Source organism: Pannonibacter carbonis, assembly GCF_003012935.1.
GTDB classification, from domain to species: Bacteria; Pseudomonadota; Alphaproteobacteria; order Rhizobiales; family Stappiaceae; genus Pannonibacter; species Pannonibacter carbonis.
Window position 1 is genome coordinate 107,967 of record NZ_PUDR01000011.1, and the last position, 16,884, is coordinate 124,850.

A 16,884-nucleotide genomic window follows, 5' to 3' on the forward strand; every position below is an offset into this window, starting at 1 on the left:
GCCCCTACCCCTCCTTGCCCGGGTCATAGGCCAGGAGGCGGAGGGCGTTGAGGGTGACGAGGACGGTGGCGCCCGTGTCGGCCATGATGGCAATCCACAGCCCGGTGAGGCCAAGGATGCTGGTCACGAGGAACACCGCCTTCAGTCCAAGCGCGATAGCGATGTTCTGATGGATGTTGCCCATGGCCTGACGTGCAAGGCGGATGAGACCGGCGACATCGCTGACCCGGTCGCGCAGCACGGCGGCATCGGCGGTTTCCAGCGCAACATCCGTGCCTGAACCCATGGCGACACCGACCGACGCCTGTGCCAGTGCGGGCGCATCGTTGATGCCATCACCGACCATCATCACGCCGCCGGTTGCGGCCAGATCGCGGATCGCACGCACCTTGTCTTCCGGCATCAGTTCGGCGCGGGCATTCAGCCCGAGCGTGCCGGCGATGGCCTTGGCGGTGCGGGCGTTGTCGCCGGTCAGCATGATGGCGCTGACGCCGAGCCGGGACAGCTGGCGAATACCTCCACAGGCGTCCTCACGCGGCTCGTCGCGCAGGGCAATGAGGCCAAGAAGCTGACCATCCCGCAGGACGCAGACCACCGTCTTGCCTTCCGCTTCGAGCCGGGTTGCCTCAGCCTCTGATGCTGCGGCCAGGACCTTCAGCTCCGCCGCATGGCGCGGCGAAACCACTTGAACCAATCGGCGTTCAACGGTCGCCTCGACACCCTTGCCGGCCATGGCGCGGCCACCTTCAGCAGCCGGAATGGCGAGGGACAGGGCTTGCGTGCGGGCGACGATGGCCTTTGCCAGCGGATGGGACGACCCGGCCTCGACGGCTGCGGCGGCCTGCAGCAGCGCGGCATCATCGGCACCGGCCACTGGCACAAGATCGACCACCTGCGGCCGGCCTTCCGTGAGCGTGCCGGTCTTGTCAAAGGTGACGGCCTTGACGCGGGCAATGGCTTCAATGACGGCACCACCCTTCATCAGCAACCCGCGCCTTGCGCCAGCCGACAGGGCCGAGGCGATGGAGGCGGGCACCGAGATGACCAGCGCACACGGGCAGCCGATCAGCAGCAGCGACAGGGCGCGGTAGATCCAGGTGTCCCAGTCCGCGCCAAAGCCCAGCGGCGGCACGACGGCAACCAGAGCGGCGAGGCCGACGATGAAGGGCATGTAGTAACGGCTGAAGCGGTCGATGAAGCGTTCGGTCGGCGCGCGGGCGCTTTCGGCCTCCTCGACCAGCTTGATGATGCGGGCGATGGTGTTGTCCGCTGCGGCGCGGGTGACCTCGACCTTGAGCAGGGCCTCGGTGTTGATCGAGCCGGCGAAGACCTCGTCATCCACGCCCTTCGTGCGCGGCACGCTTTCGCCGGTCACCGGGCTTTCATCGACACCGGAGAGACCGGAGCGGATGACGCCATCGGCGGGAACGCGGTCGCCGGGGCGGACCAGCACGATCTGGCCGGGGGCAAGGCTGTCTGCCGCCACCTCGCGGGTGCCGGTGGGCGTTTCCAGCAGGGCGGTTTTCGGGACGAGACGCGCCAGCGCCCGGATGCCTTCACGGGCCCGGTCGGCGGCAACGCCTTCCAGCACCTCGCCGACGGCAAAGAGGAAGACCACGAGCGCAGCCTCTTCCGCCGCACCGATCAGCAGCGCGCCAGCTGCAGCGATGGTCATCAGCATCTCGATGGTGAAGGGCATGCCGGCCGAAAGCGCGGCAAAGGCTCTCCGGGCAACCGGCAGCACGCCTATGATGCAGGCCACAACAAAGACCCAGGAGGCGAGATTGGGCGCGAGCACGTAATGCGAGGCCCAGGCGACCCCGAGCAGCGCAGCAGTCACCACAACCAGTCTGCCCTTGGCCGTCTGGTACCAGCTGCGGCGCTGGCCGTCGCCAGCCACGGGCTCGTCATCGCCATGGGAGTGGGAATGGGCGGCGGGGGCAGCGTTTGCCATGCCAGAGGCAGGCGCTGCATGACCTCCGCAGCTTCCATCTGCGTGATCGTGGGCGTGGCCGTGCTTGTGCGCTTCGCCTGATGATGCACCGTGTTCATGGCTGTGATCATGGCCGCAACCACAGGCATCTGGTGCAGATGCTGTGGTTAGGGCCGACGCCGCCACGCCCCTTGGCTTGATGCCATAGCCAAGGGCCGATACGGCCTTCTCGATCTTTTCGCGCGATGTCACGGCTTCATCCAGCGTGAGACGCAGGCGCTCGCTCATCAAGGCGACTTCGACAGCATCGACACCCGGAAGCCGTTCGACGGCCCCCTTCACCTTGCCGGCGCAAGAGCCGCAATCCATGCCGGAAATGGTCCATTCACACACATTGGACCGGGACGCTGGAGCATTCATCATTTACCTCACTGCCCGGATTCCGGGCGAAACTCTCCCTGTGAGGTCTGGCGTAGCACCTCTAGTCACCAGAGCTTCAAGCGGTAATTTTCACCTGCGCATTTTCCCTGATGAACGCGGTAAACTGTCAAAAAGCACAATCCGGATCTGGGCCGAGCCGGGCAATCATGCGACAGAAGCGCCATTGCGGACCCACCGGCGTGTCTTGCGACCAGCCTGGCCGGACGGCGCTCTCACGACCGGTCCGGGTTGATGCACCACTGACAAGCAGCGCCGGCCGCGATGTGGCAAGAGACGGATGATGCCAAAAGCGGCATGCCTCGTTATTGGCCTTGCCCGCTCCTGCGGGAAAGTTCTACCATCTGGTCAAAAAGCTTGGGAGCCAACAGTTAGGGGACAGAAATGACGCAGAAATTCAGTCTTGATGTCAGCCGCCGCAGCCTGCTTCTGGGTGCCGGCGCAACCTTGGCCGGCAGTGCGCTGCTGCCACGAATCGCATTCGGCCAGACCCCGATCAAAACCGCCGGCATCTATACCGTCCCGGTGGAACAGCAGTGGGTCAGCCGCATTCACATTGCCGCTGAAGCTGCCAAGGCTGCCGGCCAGATCGACTACAGTTTCTCCGAAAACACCACCAACACCGACTATCCGCGCGTCATGCGTGAATACGCGGAAAGCGGCGTGAAGCTGATCGTCGGCGAGATCTTCGGCGTCGAGCAGGAAGCCCGCGAAGTGGCCGCCGAGTATCCGGAAGTCGCCTTCCTGATGGGCTCGTCCTTCATGCCGGATGCCGCCGTGCCGAACCTTTCCGTGTTCGACAACTACATCCAGGACGCGTCGTATCTCTCCGGCATCATCGCCGGCGCCATGACCAAGTCCGGCAAGATCGGCATGGTCGGCGGCTTCCCGATCCCGGAAGTGAACCGCCTGATGCATGCCTTCATGGCCGGCGTGAAGGAGACCCGCAAGGATGCGACCTTCCAGGTCAGCTTCATCGGCTCCTGGTTCGATCCCCCGAAGGCCAAGGAAACCGCCTTCGCCATGATCGATGGCGGCGCGGACATGCTCTATGCCGAGCGCTTCGGCGTGTCGGACGCGGCCAAGGAACGCGGCGTGCTGGCCATCGGCAACGTCATCGACACGCAGGCAGACTATCCGGAGACGGTGGTTGCCTCAGCGCTGTGGCACTTCGAACCGACGCTGCAGAAGGCGATCGCCAACATCAATGCCGGCAGCTTCAAGGCCGACAATTACGGCGTCTATTCCTTCATGAAGGAAGGCGGCTGCTCGCTGGCGCCGCTCGGCACGTTTGATGGCAAGGTTCCGGCCGCAGCCATGGACCTCGTCAAGACGCGTGAAGCCGCGATCAAGGATGGTTCTTTCACCGTCGAGATCAACGACAACGAGCCGAAGTCCTCGTGACCGGCACGACCCAGGAGGCGCGGGACATCGTCCTGCGCCTCGACGGCATCACCAAACGCTTTGGCCCGCTCGTCGCCAATGACGCCATCAGCCTGACTCTCAACCGCGGCGAGATCATCGCGCTGCTCGGCGAAAACGGCGCGGGCAAGACGACGCTGATGAACATCCTCTTCGGCCATTACACGGCCGATGCGGGACAGGTAGAGGTTTTTGGCAAGCTGCTGCCCCCCGGCCAGCCGCGTGCGGCGCTGGCGGCTGGCGTCGGCATGGTGCACCAGCACTTCACCCTCGCCGACCATCTGACCGTGACCGAGAACATCCTGCTCGGCACGCAGCCGCTGTGGCAGCTGGGCCTTGGGCTCGGCGTGGCCCGGGACAAGATTGCGAGGCTTTCCGCCGATTTCGGCCTTGCCGTCCATCCGGATGCCAAGGTGTCCGCCCTGTCGGTCGGCGAGCGGCAGCGGGTGGAGATCCTCAAGGCGCTTTACCGCGATGCGCGCATCCTGATCCTCGACGAGCCGACCGCCGTGCTGACGCCGCAGGAAACGGATGCGCTGTTCGAGACCCTGAAGAAGGCCGTGGCGCGCGGGCTCTCCATCGTCTTCATCAGCCACAAGCTGCATGAGGTGATGGCGGTGGCCGACCGATGCCTGGTACTTCGGCATGGCAAGCTGGTCGCCGAACGCGACACGCACCAGACCTCGGGCGCCGAACTGGCGGCCTTGATGGTCGGCGGTGCAGTCCCGGAGCTTAGCCCCTCGACGGCCAAGCCCGGCGCGCCGCTGCTGATGCTGAGCCGGGTGACGACCCCGGATGCGGAAGCCGCGCCCGGCCTGAAGGACGTGACGCTGACCCTCCGCGCAGGCGAGATCACGGGACTGGCCGGCGTCTCCGGCAACGGCCAGGCCGCCCTGTCGGATCTCATCGGCGGGCTGATCCGGCCTGAGAGCGGCACGCTGGAGCTGGCGGGAGCAACCGTGGCCGCGTGGTCGGCGCATGACGCCATCCTCGCCGGCATCGCCCGCATTCCGGAAGACCGGCACAAGACCGGCACCATCGCCGATTTCAGCCTGACCGAGAACGCCATCCTCGAGCGCTACCGCGAGGCGCCGTTCAGCCGCAAGGGCTGGATGAACTGGGGTGCGGCCGAGGGCTTTGCCCGCGACATCATCCAGACCTATGACGTGCGTTGCCCCGGCCCGGACGCGCGCATCCGGCTGCTGTCAGGCGGCAACATGCAGAAGCTGATCCTCGGCCGGGTGCTGGAGCCGGGGCCGAAGGTCATCCTCGCCAACCAGCCGGTGCGCGGCCTCGACATCGGCGCGATCACCTTCATCCATTCCCGCCTGATCGCCGCCCGCGATGCCGGCGCGGCCGTCCTGCTCATCTCGGAGGATCTCGACGAGGTGCTGAAACTCTCCGACGTGGTGCATGTCATCTACGAAGGCCGCCTGTCGCCGGGGTTCGCCCGCGGCAGCATGGGGCCGGCCGATCTCGGCCTGTGGATGGCCGGACAAGGATTTGACCATGCGGCTTGAGCCGATTGCCAACCCGAGCCTTGCCCGCCGCATCGGCCTGCCCGTGCTGGCGCTGGCAATGACCGTGGTCTGCGGCTCCCTGCTGGCGCTGACAGCCGGGGCCGATCCCTTCGACACGCTGCGGCTGATCGTGGTCGGCGCGGTTGGCAGCAAGTTCGCCCTGCTTGAAACGTTGAACCGGGCGACGCCGCTGATCTTCACCGGTCTTGCCGTCGCCGTCGCCTTCCGCGCCAGGCTCTGGAACATCGGCGCGGAAGCCCAGCTTTATGCCGGGGCCATTGTCACCGTGCTGATCGGCACCGGGGCCACCGGTCTGCCGGCGCTGCCCCTGCTGCTGGTAGCCGGCATTGCCGCCATGTTTGCCGGCGCCGCTGTCCTGATCCCGCCCGTGCTCCTGAAGACACGGCTCGGCGTCGATGAGGTGGTGACGACACTGCTGATCAACTTCATCATGCTGCTGTTCGTCTCCTATCTGCTGGAAGGGCCGATGAAGGACCCGGCCGGCATGGGCTGGCCGAAGTCCACGGCGCTGGCGAAGGAGGCAAGGCTGCCGCGCATCGTCGACGGGCTCCGGCTGCACTGGGGCTTTGCCCTGGCGATCCTGTCGGCCATTGCCGTCTGGGTGATCCAGACACGCACGACGCTCGGCTACGAGATCCGCGCCGTTGGCCTCAACGCGAAAGCCGCGAAATTCGCCGGCATTCCGGTGAATGGCGTGCTCGTCAAGACCGCGCTCCTCTCCGGCGGGCTGGCGGCACTGGCCGGCTACAGCGAAGTGGCGGGGCTCAAGGGCCACCTCAGCCTCGATCTGTCGCCGGGCTTCGGCTACACCGGCATCATCGTCGCCATGCTGGCGCTGCTGAACCCTCTCGGCGTCATCCCCTCGGCCATTTTCGTCGCCGGCATCTTCGTCGGGGCCAACAGCATGAGCCGGGCGGCGAGCGTACCGACCTACATCGCCGACATGCTGCTCGCCATCGCCCTCCTGTTCATGGTGCTGGCGATCCTCCTCACACGTTACCGGGTGAAACGCGGATGAGCGAGATCTTCGACATCCTCCTCACGGCCTCGTTCTGGGCCGCCACGATCCGCATCGCCTCGCCGCTGATCTTTGCGACGCTCGGCGAGCTGATCTGCGAGCGCGCCGGCGTGCTCAATCTTGGCATCGAGGGCATCATGGTCATCGGCGCCTTCACCGGCTGGGTGGCGGTCTACATGGGCGCGCCGCTGTGGTGGGGCGTGATGGCGGCGATGGTGGCGGGCATGGCCTTCGGCCTGCTGCACGCGACGCTGACCGTCCCCTTCGGCCTGTCGCAGCATGTGGTGGGGCTTGGCGTGACGCTGCTGGCCACCTCGACCAGCTATTTCACCTACCGCCTGATGCTGCCGCAGGTGACCAGCCCGCCGAAGATCGAGCCGTTCCAGCCGCTGCCGATCCCGGGCCTGTCCGACATTCCGCTCCTGGGCGAGGCGCTGTTCAGCCAGACGGCGCTGACCTATGCCGCCTTCGTCCTGGCGCTGGTGGTGGCGCTGGTGCTCTACCGCACGCCGCTTGGCCTCGCGCTGCGCGCGGTCGGCGAGAACCCGGCCGCCGCCGCCGCGCAAGGCCTGTCCGTGACGGGCCTGCGCATGGGCGCGGTCATCGTCGGCTCCGGCCTCATGGCGGTGGGCGGATCGTTCCTGACCCTATCCGCCTTCTCGTCGTTCTTCTTCGAGATGGTCAACGGGCGTGGCTGGATCTGCATCGCGCTCGTGGTCTTCGGCGCCTGGCGTCCGGGCAAGGCGGTGCTGGGCGCGATCCTCTTTGCCGCCTTCGACGCGCTGCAGGTGCGCCTGCAGCAGACCGGCATCGGCGCCATCGTGCCGTATCAGGTGTTCCTGATGCTGCCTTTCATCCTCTCCATCCTCGCCCTCGTCATCATGTCGCGCCGCGCCGAAGTGCCGGCCGCCCTGATGCAGCCCTTCAACAAGGGAGAACGCTGACATGTTCGATCTCGTCATCGCCGGCGGCACGCTGCCCGACGGCACCGTCGCCGACATCGGCATCCGCGGCGACCGCATCGCCGAGGTCGGCCGGATCGAGGCTGCCGCGCAGGCCAGCGCCGGCCGGGTCATCGACGCCAGCGGCGACCTTGTTTCGCCCCCCTTTGTCGACCCGCATTTCCACATGGACGCGACGCTGTCCTACGGCCTGCCCCGCGTGAATGCCTCGGGCACGCTGCTGGAGGGCATTTCGCTCTGGGGGGAACTGCGCGAGATCGCCAGCACCGGCGACATGGTGACCCGGGCGCTGACCTATTGCGACTGGGCCGTGTCGATGGGCCTGCTCGCCATCCGCACCCATGTCGACACCACGCCGGACCATCTGCGCGGCGTCGAGGCAATGCTGGAGGTGAAGCGGAAGGTCGCGCCCTATCTCGACTTGCAGCTCGTCGCCTTCCCGCAGGACGGGCTCTACCGCACGAAGACGGGACGGGAGAATGTCCTGCGCGCGCTCGACATGGGCGTCGATGTCGTCGGCGGCATCCCGCATTTCGAGCGCACGATGGACGACGGCGCGGCCTCGGTGAAGGATCTCGCCCGCATCGCCGCCGAGCGCGGGCTGATGCTGGACCTTCACTGCGACGAGACCGACGATCCGATGAGCCGCCACGTCGAGACGCTGGCCGCCGAGGTGACCCGGCACGGGCTTGGCGGACGCGCCGCCGGCAGCCACCTCACGTCCATGCATTCCATGGACAATTACTATGTCTCCAAGCTGCTGCCGCTGATCGCCGAAAGCGGCATGACGGCGATCCCGAACCCGTTGATCAACATCACCCTGCAGGGACGGCACGACACGTTCCCGAAGCGGCGCGGCCTGACGCGGGTGAAGGAGATGCAGGCGCTTGGCATCACGGTCGGCTGGGGCCAGGACTGCGTGCTGGACCCGTGGTACTCGCTCGGCACCGCCGACATGCTGGACGTGGCCTTCATGGGCCTGCATGTGGCGCAGATGACGCACCCTGAGGAGATGGCGCGCTGCTTCCGCATGGTGACGGAGGACAACGCCAAGATCATGAACCTTGAGGGCTACGGCCTGAAGCCGGGTTGCATGGCCTCGCTGGTGGTGCTGGATGCCGGCACGCCGACCGAAGCGCTGCGCCTCAGGCCCGACCGGCTCGCCGTGGTCTCCAAGGGCAAGGTGGTGGCCGAGCGCGCGCGCAACGATGCCCGCCTCAGCCTTGCTGGCCGCCCGGCAAGCGTCCGCCGGCGGCATTGAGCGGAACGGTCTGCGTTGGACGATCCAGCCAGACCGTCCTGATTAGACTTTTTCGGCGACGAACTTCAGCCCGCCAGCAGTGCCATTCGACCAGACGGCAACGCCCTCGCAGCCGCAGCCGTCATGTTCGAGCCTCAGCTTCGCGCCGACATCCGTCGGACGAATGCCGTCAACCTTGGCCCCGCCCTTGGACATGTCTTCGATGACCGCATTGCGCGTACCTTCGGGACCAGTCAGGCGTGCGTGGCGGGCCATCTTTTCCCGCTCATGCTTGCGCCGTTCGTCAGCACCACGGTCCTGCTGAAGACTCTGCGACAACTCGTCGAGCAGCTGCAGCACCTGATGGCTGGCATCGTTCAGATCGTTCAGGGCTGCCAGTGCATCGCCCGGGCGGTTGGCCGCATGATGCTGAAGTGCTCGCTTGGCCGCTTCATGCACCCGCTTGTGCGGATCAACCAGCCGCGCGTAGGCGGACGCCGTCTTGACTGCGGGTATGTCGACCGTGTCATACCACTTGCCAAGGCGGCAGGCGTGATGGTCAGGTACCTGATCCGACTTCCAGTCCGTCCTGCCCATGAGAACATCCACCACCCGCTTCTTGAACAGGGTGTGATCAATCTTGGCCATTTCGCAAAGGGCGCGCGGCGAGGCAGCGGAGAACCACCCGGTTGCGGCCTCCGAGAAGCGGTCGTTGCTGTCCTGCAGGCGTGCAGCCATCTTCAGCAACAGTTTCTCATTGTCGCGCGCCAGGTCCGCACCAACGGTGACCAGATTGCCGATCTCCTCGGTCGCCTGTTTCTGCTGCCCGAGAACCGAGGCAATTTCGTCCATGCGGTTGGACACCGTTCCGACGGCATGAGAGATTTCCGTGACCGACGCCGCAACATCCTCGATTGCCGAGATGCCGCTTTCGACGGCAAGCTCGGAGCGGGTCATCGCTTCGCCCATGCCGATGATCACGCTGCGCATTTCGGCGATCCGCCTGCCGATGCCTTCGGTCGCCGACCCCGTCTGATTGGCCAGCGCCTTCACCTCGCTGGCAACGACGGCAAAGCCCTTTCCCGCCTCTCCGGCCCGCGCTGCTTCGATTGTCGCGTTCAGCGCCAGCAGATTGGTCTGTTTCGAGATCGCGTCAATGACATTGAGTACTTCCGCGATCTGATCGAAGGCGGACGCCAGTTCCGACGACCGCAGCTTGGTTTCAGTCGTGGCCTCCGTCACAGCAATGTTGGTCTTGCGCAGGTTGCTGACAGCTTTCAGCGCCTGATCCGACGAGCGCCGCGTGTTGTTGGCATCCGCAAGTGCCTCGTTGCTCGAACGGGCGATTTCTTCAACACTGGCTACGAGTTCGGCCACGGCGGAGGCGATCGTCTGGGCCCCCTCGGTTGAGACATGCGTGTTGCGCGCAAGATACGCAATCTCGATTGCGACTTCGTTCACGTCTGCGACAGTCCGGGCCATGTTGCGCAAGTTCGAAATGTCGGACTCCGCCGCAAGTTCGGCGGCCTGTTCCTTCAACGAGCGCGCCGCAAGCGCACGGTGAACGGTCGCAATAGCGGCGGCATAGCGATGTGCGAAGTCGACATAATGGCTGCTGCCTCGACCCAGCACAGACTTGCGGCTGAGCCGGGCAAAGCCCTGGCTCATCTCGGCGTCCAGCGCATCAAGCAGGACGCTGGCCGGGATGCCGTTGTCCAGGGCCGTCGCTACGCAGTCGTCCGTGGCGCTGTTGAACAGCTTTTCGACACACGTGGCGAGTTGCTGCTTCTGCTGCTGCGTGAGCACATTGGCCGCGCTGCCGCCGGATCGCTCCGCCGTGGTTGTCACCGGTGAGGGCGCGGCACCTTGCCTGGACGCATTGAGTACTGACACCGACATCTCCAACGCCGCAAAACATAGATTGCGCCAAGATTACGTCGGAGAAGTGAGCAACCTGTAAACGACTTTCGCGCTCTCGAAAGTTGACAGCTACGTCAGACGCCATCCGTTCAGTGTACCACCCCAGTTGTCATCCACGCTTTGCCCATCGCAGCAGGATGGTTCCTGCAGCAAAGACAAGGAAATAGGCTCCGAACGAAAGGATCGCGGCACTCAGCAGCCAGACCAGCCCCTGCGCCAACACCGGCAGAAGCGAGAGGAAGGCAAGCATCGGGGCAACAAGCAGATCGATATTCCAAAGCACCAGCACCATGGAGCCGGCCGCCAGCGGCACGAAAACCATGTCGGCAACCGCGAAGGGGCTGACGTAACCCCGCTTCCGGCACAGCACGTAGAGCGTGACCGCGTAGATCCAGACACCGGCCGAGGTGCCCATGGCAAGGCCGGCTGCGCCGTGGTCGGCGCTGAACAGCGCCTTCAGTGCCACGTTGACGACGGTTGCCCCGGCCAGCGCCTTCAAGGGAGTCGTCATGTCGCCGCGCCCGTTGAAGGCCGCGACCAGCGTACGGATGGCAAGGGCCGCCGGCAGGGCCACGGCATAGGCGGACAGAACAGCAGCAGAGCCAGCTGTCGCAGCCGCATCAAAGGCCCCGCGCTGGAACAGGACGCGGATCGCTTCCTCGCCAAGGAACGCCATGGCAAGGGCGATGGGCAGACCGATGATCAGGCAGATCCGCAAGCCCCGGTCCATCACCCGGCGCGCCTTGTCTTCAGCGCCAACACCGGCATCCCGACCAATTTCGGGCAGGATTGCCGTGCCGAGCGCTATGCCGATGACGCCGAGCGGCAGCTGATACAGCCGGTCGGCATAGGCCAGATGCGCCAGCGCGCCGGTCGGCAGGAAGCTGGCAAGGATCGTGTCGGCAAAGACGGCAACCTGGACCACTCCGGCTGTCAGCAATGCGGGTCCGAGCCGCTTGAAGAACAGCGCCACCTCGCCGTCGCGGCGCGGCAGCGGCAGGGAAAAGCCGAGGCCGGCGCGGGCGACAGCCGCGGTCAGCAGGATCACCTGCAGAACCCCGCCCACCAGCGTGCCCCAGGCCGCTGCATGTGCCGCATCGGGGAACCACTGCACCGAGAAGAAGGCCGCAATCATCGCGACGTTCAGAAGAACGGGCGCGGCGGCAGCGGCGGCAAACTTGCGCTCGGCATTGAGCACGCCGGACATCAGCGTGACGACGGACATGCACAGGAGATAGGGAAAGGTGATGCGGGTGAGGTCGATGGCGAGGTCACGCACCCCCTCGGCGCCCGTGCCGAGCCCTGGCGCCAGCAGGAACACCAGCCAGCCGGTGGCGATCAGCGCCAGCGCCAGCAGGACTAGGTTCACCAGCATCAGCCAGGACAGCATCTGCGAGCGGAAGCGCGCTGCCCGCTCCGGCCCGTCCCGCTCCAGCGTCGCGGCATAGGTGGGCACGAAGGCGGCGTTGAAGGCGCCTTCCGCGACGATGGCGCGGAAATGGTTGGGCAGACGGAAGGCGATCAGGAACGCATCGGCGAGCAGCCCGGCACCGAGCACGCTGGCCATGACCAGATCGCGCAAGAAGCCGAACAGCCGGCTGACCAGCGTCCAGCCCCCGATGACACTCAGCCGCCGCAACATGACCCGGTCCCCAATCAACGCATTTGCAATGGCCGTGAGGCTTAGGCCCGGGCACGGCAAATGGCCAGAGGATTCTGCTGGCCTGCGGGCCGGGCCCCGGCGGCCAAGAAGGGACTCAGACCAGCCTGGCCTCGTAGATCTCGGTGGCGGCAAGTGCCAGAAGGCGAGTGGCCATCTCCTGTTTCAGCTCGGTCAGTCGTGTTTCCTGTTCCGGTGTCCGGTCAGGAGTGGCACCCAGCCGAACGAACTCTTCGCGCACATGTCCGGGCCGGATTGTGACCTCAACTGTGCGGCCGCGGTAAGTGAAGCGCCAGAGATAGGGGCCGGGCGGTTCGCTGAGCACGTCACGCCCGCCGAGCGAGCGGTCAACGCTCATGCGGCCATCGGTCAGCGCCCTTGTCACCATTTCCACCGCATCGCGTCCACCGAGGCCGGCGAAGGCCGTCAACACGGTGATCTCGCGGCGTTGCAGGGGAGCTTCATCAAGCAGCGGGAAAGCGGCCTGCATCGCCTTGAATGCGTGAGCAACGCCACCAGGAAATCCGGTGCCATGGTAGAGCAGCAGATCGGCAAAGCGGAACGCCAGCGTCTCCTGACCCTCGGCGACAGTCAAAACATCCTTATCCATTCATCCAGGCTTTCAGGTTGGGCAGGAACTTGTCGAGGAAACGGGTGGTCGCCGGCATGAAATGCGATCCGTGGTGATACATCGGATCGAGCGAGGTCACCACGAGACGGCCCGGGGTGGAGACGTCATCAACATAGGCGATTGCCTGGCCGGCCAGGTCCTCGGCAAGGACCGTTGCGCCATCCGGCACATCGAAATGGCCGTGCAGATGCCAGGTGACATCGTCCTTGCCAATGCCGTGCATCAGCGGATGGGATGGTGCGGTGACGCGGTTCCCGAGATCGGCATCCGGCTCCAGCCACCACCACCAGTTTGTCGGCCGTTCATGGAACACGATAGCGGGCGCCCAGAGATCGCTGCGGCTTTCACCCATGGCAATGACGGTGCCGCCGGCGTCCAGGTGAGCTGCGACAACAGAGCTCTGTCCGATCATCCGCTGCGGCGGTGTGCGGCAGGGGACGAAAAGACAGTCGGAAGGCTTCAGCGCGCCGACAAGTTGCTCGGGGGCGATCACGTCGTCAAAGAGACAGGCGTAGCGCTCCGCCTCCAGGCTCTCGATGTGATAATAGGTGCCGGCGGAGATGGCGATCAGGCGCACAGGCATGGCCCTCCTGCGGCCCAGTCAAGGATTCGGGCCTGCAGCAGCGGAGCTAGATCCCACTCAAGCCCCATCTGGCCCAGATCGTTGCCGGCATGGGAAAACATCCGGCCGCCGCGAACGCGCAGCCAGACCCAGTCCACCGGAACTGTCCCGCCAGCCAGCCCCGTGACAGCGACAGCACCTGCCGGAAGGGGATTTGCGCCGCGGCCATAGAACCCGGCAACGCCCTTGTTGGTTTCCAGCTTCTCCAGTGCAATGCCGTCGAAGATCGGGTGCATCGCCAGTTGGTGCAGCGTGAAATCTGCCCGTTTTGGCGCGGCCATCGGCTGATAGATGCCGAGCCCGTCCAAGAGCGGACGAACGATGTGCCCGTTGAAGAACCAGCGCCCGCCCCGATCCAGAAAGGCCTCCAGATCGGGCTTGAACGCAAGGAGCGCATTCTGGTCAAGGAGATTGCCGGTCACGAAACCTGTAGCCGCAGCAAGGTCTTGGCCACAGAGCGACGCCTGAGACACGATACGGGCGGCGGGATGCGAGCGGACCGTGGCAGAGGGCTCGGCGAAGCCGGAATTGAGCACCAACACGGTCATGCAGCAGCACTCCCGGCAAAGGCCGGCACGATTGCCTTGCGACCCGTTGGCAGCGTCACCCAGTGCATCTCGACACCGTAGAGCCGCTGCATCAAATCGGGCGTGATCATCTCGGCGAGAGGCCCATGCTGTTCCTCGCCGCCCGGCAGCATCAGGAGCACATCATCAGCCGCTGCGAGCGCATGATTGGGATCATGCGTGGTGAAGAGAATGGCACGGTCGCGGCGGTCACGAAGACGCGCCAGCAGATCCAGCGTGCGGGACTGGTTGCCAAGGTCCAATGCCGAGGTCGGTTCATCAAGAACCAGAGCCGGCGAACCGGTGGCAAGCGCACGCGCGATCAGCACAAGCTGGCGCTGTCCGCCCGACAGGCGATCATAGCGCAGACCCGCCAATTCGCTTGCACCGACCTCGCGCAGCGCGTCTTCAGCCGCAGCAATATCGCCGCGGCCGGGTTGGCCGAACAGGCCGATGCGGGCAGCGCGGCCCATAACCACGACATCGAGACCTGTCAGCCGCGACTGGCTGGCACCGTGCTGCGGGACGTAGCCCGTGACATCGGGAGCGGAGCGGCGTCCCTCAGCAAGCACCTGGAGCCCCAGCAGCGCCCGGATCAATGTGGTCTTGCCCCGCCCGTTGGGTCCGAGAACGGCCAGCGTGCGGCCGGTTTCGACCGTGAAGGATATGCGTTGGAAGAGCCTTCGCCCCTGGAAAGCGACGGCGGCATTGTCCAGTCCGATCATGGCCGGTTCACCTGTCTGAAGTGGCGGCGGAGAAGCAAGGCAAACACAGGCGCACCGATCAGCGCCGTCAGCACACCAAGCGGAATCTCGGCACTGGTGAGCGAGCGGGCGAGCGTGTCGACGAAGACAAGGTAGGCGGCACCCAGAAGGGCCGATGCTGGAATGAGCACGCGGTGATCCTCGCCGACGATGATGCGCGCGGCATGCGGCACGACCAGCCCGATCCAGCCGACAATCCCTGCGACGGCGACAGACGTGCCGGTCATCAGCGCGATGGCGATGAAGACGAGCCAGCGTTCCTTGTCCGGACGAACGCCGAGACTGCGCGCTTCCTGCTCTTCAAGCGCCAGAAGGTTGATGCGATAGCGCAACAGCCAGACGGCGAAGAGACCGAGCGTCAAGCCAGGAACTGCAAGGCTGAGCCGGGCCCAGGTGGCGGTGGAGAAGGAGCCCATCAGCCAGTAGACGATTGCCGGCAGGGAGGTATTCGGATCGGCGACGAACTGGACAATGGATACCAGGGCCGCAAACAGGGCACCGATCACCATGCCCGACAGGATCACAGTGATGACCTCGGTGCGGCCATCAATACGCGCCAGCAAGCCGACCATGATCAGCGCAGCCAATCCACCGACAAAGGCCATACCGAGCAGCAGCACGCCGGAGATTCCGGTCAGGATCGCCAGCGCCCCGCCGAAGGCTGCACCCTGGCTGATGCCCAGAACCTGCGGGCTGACGAGGGGATTGCGGAACACGCCCTGCAACGCCGCGCCGCCAACAGCCAGCGCAGCCCCGCTTAAAGCCGCCAGCAGAACACGGGGCAGCCGCACCAGCGCCACGATGCGGTCAGCCATCTCGGTGCCGACACCGTCAACAGCAGCACGCATCAGGATCGTCAGGACTTCCATTGGCGCCACAGAGAAGCGCCCGGCGGAGATGGCATGAACAATTGCCGCCAGAAGCAGCAGCACCAGCGCCGCAAAGACCCCTGCCCGCCGCATGGAAGCGGCAGGCAGCGCCTTGTGATCAAGGGCGATGGTCATCCCTTGCGCGCGAAGGCGGCATAGTTGGTCTGGCCACCCTGCATGTCCATCCACAGGATGCTGTCGATCTCGTCATCGGTAAGATCATGGCCGTAGAGCAGCTTGTAGGCCGTCTTCATCTCGGCGCGCAGGTCATAGGAGAAGACGTCCGGGTGCAGCAGGTTGGCGAGCCACATCCAGGTCAGCGGGCTCTCCTGGCTCGGCGGATCCCAGCGGTAGCCGCCGAGCGGCAGCTTGTAGACACTGCCCGACTGGGCGGCCTTGGTCAGTGACAGGATCGGGTCATTGGCGATACGCTCGAGCCCGAGCTTGGCCTCGAAGCTGTTGAGCAGGATCACGTCCGGGTTCCACTCCGCGATCTGCTCGGGGCTGATGGTGACGCCATTGCCCTCGACGGTCGCCGAGGCGTTCTGGCCGCCGGCAAGCTCAATGTACCAGGCATTATAGTTGCCCTTGGTGCCCGAGGCAGTCAGTCCGTCCTGCGCGCGCAGCAGGTAAAGCACCTTGGGCTTCTTGTCGTCCGCGATGGTCTTGGACTTTGCAGCAAGGTCCGCCTCGACGCTGGAGCGCCACTCGTTCAGTTCGGCGACCCGCTCCGACTTGCCCATGGCGGTTGCCGCCATCGACATGTACTCGCGCGTCTTGGCTTCGGTGCCATAGGAGATCAGCATCGCGGTGAGGCCCGCATTGGTGATCGGATCGACGTAGTCCTTGCCACGGCCCGCCCACTGGATGACGAGATCAGGCCGTGTCGCGGCAAGCTCTTCGACATTCGGAATGAAGTTCGGCGCGGTGATGTCGGACGGGATGTCCTTGGCCTCGGGGAAAATCGTGCCGAGGATCCCTTCGACAATCGCCGACTTGGCCGTCGGGTTCATGCCGACCAGCTTCGAGGTCGCGCCATCGATGGCGATCAGGGTCGAGGCCATGGGGATTGGGATGGAGGCAATGCGGCCAGCCGGCGCAGCAAGCTCCACCGTGCGGCCTTCGTGATCGGTGATGACAATCGGTTCAGCCTGGGCCGCCGTGGCCAGGAGGCCAAGCAGCAGAACGCCTGCAATGCGCATGATTTTGCTCTTTCATGAAACTGCGGGCCTGGCGATTGGCTAACGCCCCTTTTCAGGATCTTGTCTAAAATTCATGAGTTTTAAAATCAAGTATTA

General features: G+C 65.2%; 14 protein-coding genes. 5 read left to right on the forward strand and 9 right to left on the reverse strand.

The window, feature by feature from the left end; all coding sequences use genetic code 11:
- Positions 1-4 precede the first annotated feature (4 nt).
- Positions 5-2,302 (reverse strand): heavy metal translocating P-type ATPase, encoded by a 2,298-nt coding sequence (locus C8348_RS15860; protein WP_244294034.1) that lies wholly within the window; start codon positions 2,300-2,302, stop codon positions 5-7.
- A gap of 453 nt (positions 2,303-2,755) precedes the next feature.
- Between C8348_RS15860 and C8348_RS15865 the strand changes: the two genes are divergently transcribed.
- From C8348_RS15865 to C8348_RS15885, 5 genes are read left to right on the forward strand one after another with little or no spacing between them, the layout of a single operon-like run.
- A complete protein-coding gene (locus C8348_RS15865) occupies positions 2,756-3,775 on the forward strand; it encodes a BMP family protein (RefSeq protein ID WP_106754344.1) in 1,020 nt (339 codons plus the stop codon).
- Complete coding sequence (locus tag C8348_RS15870) at positions 3,772-5,313, forward strand: ABC transporter ATP-binding protein (protein ID WP_106754345.1); 1,542 nt, start codon at positions 3,772-3,774, stop codon at positions 5,311-5,313. The genes C8348_RS15865 and C8348_RS15870 overlap by 4 nt, the downstream gene beginning before the upstream one ends.
- On the forward strand, positions 5,303-6,352 hold the full coding sequence (locus C8348_RS15875; RefSeq protein WP_106754346.1) for an ABC transporter permease: 1,050 nt from the start codon (positions 5,303-5,305) through the stop codon (positions 6,350-6,352). The genes C8348_RS15870 and C8348_RS15875 overlap by 11 nt, the downstream gene beginning before the upstream one ends.
- Complete coding sequence (locus tag C8348_RS15880) at positions 6,349-7,296, forward strand: ABC transporter permease (RefSeq protein ID WP_106754347.1); 948 nt, start codon at positions 6,349-6,351, stop codon at positions 7,294-7,296. The genes C8348_RS15875 and C8348_RS15880 overlap by 4 nt, the downstream gene beginning before the upstream one ends.
- A gap of 1 nt (position 7,297) precedes the next feature.
- Positions 7,298-8,575: an amidohydrolase family protein gene (locus C8348_RS15885; RefSeq protein WP_106754348.1), complete on the forward strand. Its 1,278-nt coding sequence runs from the start codon at positions 7,298-7,300 to the stop codon at positions 8,573-8,575.
- Between the two features lie 42 nt (positions 8,576-8,617).
- Here C8348_RS15885 and C8348_RS15890 read toward each other — a convergent pair whose 3' ends face one another.
- From C8348_RS15890 to C8348_RS15925, 8 genes are all read right to left on the reverse strand, one after another.
- Positions 8,618-10,447 (reverse strand): methyl-accepting chemotaxis protein, encoded by a 1,830-nt coding sequence (locus C8348_RS15890; protein ID WP_198647088.1) that lies wholly within the window; start codon positions 10,445-10,447, stop codon positions 8,618-8,620.
- A 136-nt stretch (positions 10,448-10,583) separates the two neighbouring features.
- Positions 10,584-12,116: a murein biosynthesis integral membrane protein MurJ gene (murJ, locus tag C8348_RS15895; RefSeq protein ID WP_106754350.1), complete on the reverse strand. Its 1,533-nt coding sequence runs from the start codon at positions 12,114-12,116 to the stop codon at positions 10,584-10,586.
- Positions 12,117-12,231: 115 nt separating this feature from the next.
- Entirely contained in the window at positions 12,232-12,744 is a 513-nt protein-coding gene (locus C8348_RS15900) for a hypothetical protein (RefSeq protein ID WP_106754351.1), read from the reverse strand.
- A complete protein-coding gene (locus C8348_RS15905) occupies positions 12,737-13,348 on the reverse strand; it encodes a hypothetical protein (RefSeq protein WP_198647089.1) in 612 nt (203 codons plus the stop codon). Before C8348_RS15905 ends, C8348_RS15900 begins: the two co-directional genes overlap by 8 nt.
- Positions 13,333-13,935, reverse strand: coding sequence for a hypothetical protein (locus tag C8348_RS15910; protein ID WP_106754352.1), 603 nt, complete (start codon positions 13,933-13,935; stop codon positions 13,333-13,335). Before C8348_RS15910 ends, C8348_RS15905 begins: the two co-directional genes overlap by 16 nt.
- Complete coding sequence (locus C8348_RS15915) at positions 13,932-14,678, reverse strand: ABC transporter ATP-binding protein (RefSeq protein ID WP_106754353.1); 747 nt, start codon at positions 14,676-14,678, stop codon at positions 13,932-13,934. The genes C8348_RS15910 and C8348_RS15915 overlap by 4 nt, the downstream gene beginning before the upstream one ends.
- Positions 14,675-15,721, reverse strand: coding sequence for a FecCD family ABC transporter permease (locus C8348_RS15920; protein WP_106754354.1), 1,047 nt, complete (start codon positions 15,719-15,721; stop codon positions 14,675-14,677). The genes C8348_RS15915 and C8348_RS15920 overlap by 4 nt, the downstream gene beginning before the upstream one ends.
- Positions 15,718-16,788, reverse strand: coding sequence for an ABC transporter substrate-binding protein (locus C8348_RS15925; RefSeq protein WP_106754355.1), 1,071 nt, complete (start codon positions 16,786-16,788; stop codon positions 15,718-15,720). Before C8348_RS15925 ends, C8348_RS15920 begins: the two co-directional genes overlap by 4 nt.
- Between the last annotated feature and the right edge of the window lie 96 nt (positions 16,789-16,884).

Excerpts from the sequence above, each read along its gene's own strand:
- C8348_RS15860 (WP_244294034.1), bottom strand. The coding sequence starts at position 2,302 with ATGGATTGCGGCTCTTGCGCCGGCAAGGTGAAGGGGGCCGTCGAACGG.
- C8348_RS15865 (WP_106754344.1), top strand. The coding sequence starts at position 2,756 with ATGACGCAGAAATTCAGTCTTGATGTCAGCCGCCGCAGCCTGCTTCTG.
- C8348_RS15875 (WP_106754346.1), top strand. The coding sequence starts at position 5,303 with ATGCGGCTTGAGCCGATTGCCAACCCGAGCCTTGCCCGCCGCATCGGC.
- C8348_RS15880 (WP_106754347.1), top strand. The coding sequence starts at position 6,349 with ATGAGCGAGATCTTCGACATCCTCCTCACGGCCTCGTTCTGGGCCGCC.
- C8348_RS15885 (WP_106754348.1), top strand. The coding sequence starts at position 7,298 with ATGTTCGATCTCGTCATCGCCGGCGGCACGCTGCCCGACGGCACCGTC.
- murJ (WP_106754350.1), bottom strand. The coding sequence starts at position 12,116 with ATGTTGCGGCGGCTGAGTGTCATCGGGGGCTGGACGCTGGTCAGCCGG.
- C8348_RS15900 (WP_106754351.1), bottom strand. The coding sequence starts at position 12,744 with ATGGATAAGGATGTTTTGACTGTCGCCGAGGGTCAGGAGACGCTGGCG.
- C8348_RS15905 (WP_198647089.1), bottom strand. The coding sequence starts at position 13,348 with ATGCCTGTGCGCCTGATCGCCATCTCCGCCGGCACCTATTATCACATC.
- C8348_RS15910 (WP_106754352.1), bottom strand. The coding sequence starts at position 13,935 with ATGACCGTGTTGGTGCTCAATTCCGGCTTCGCCGAGCCCTCTGCCACG.
- C8348_RS15915 (WP_106754353.1), bottom strand. The coding sequence starts at position 14,678 with ATGATCGGACTGGACAATGCCGCCGTCGCTTTCCAGGGGCGAAGGCTC.
- C8348_RS15920 (WP_106754354.1), bottom strand. The coding sequence starts at position 15,721 with ATGACCATCGCCCTTGATCACAAGGCGCTGCCTGCCGCTTCCATGCGG.
- C8348_RS15925 (WP_106754355.1), bottom strand. The coding sequence starts at position 16,788 with ATGCGCATTGCAGGCGTTCTGCTGCTTGGCCTCCTGGCCACGGCGGCC.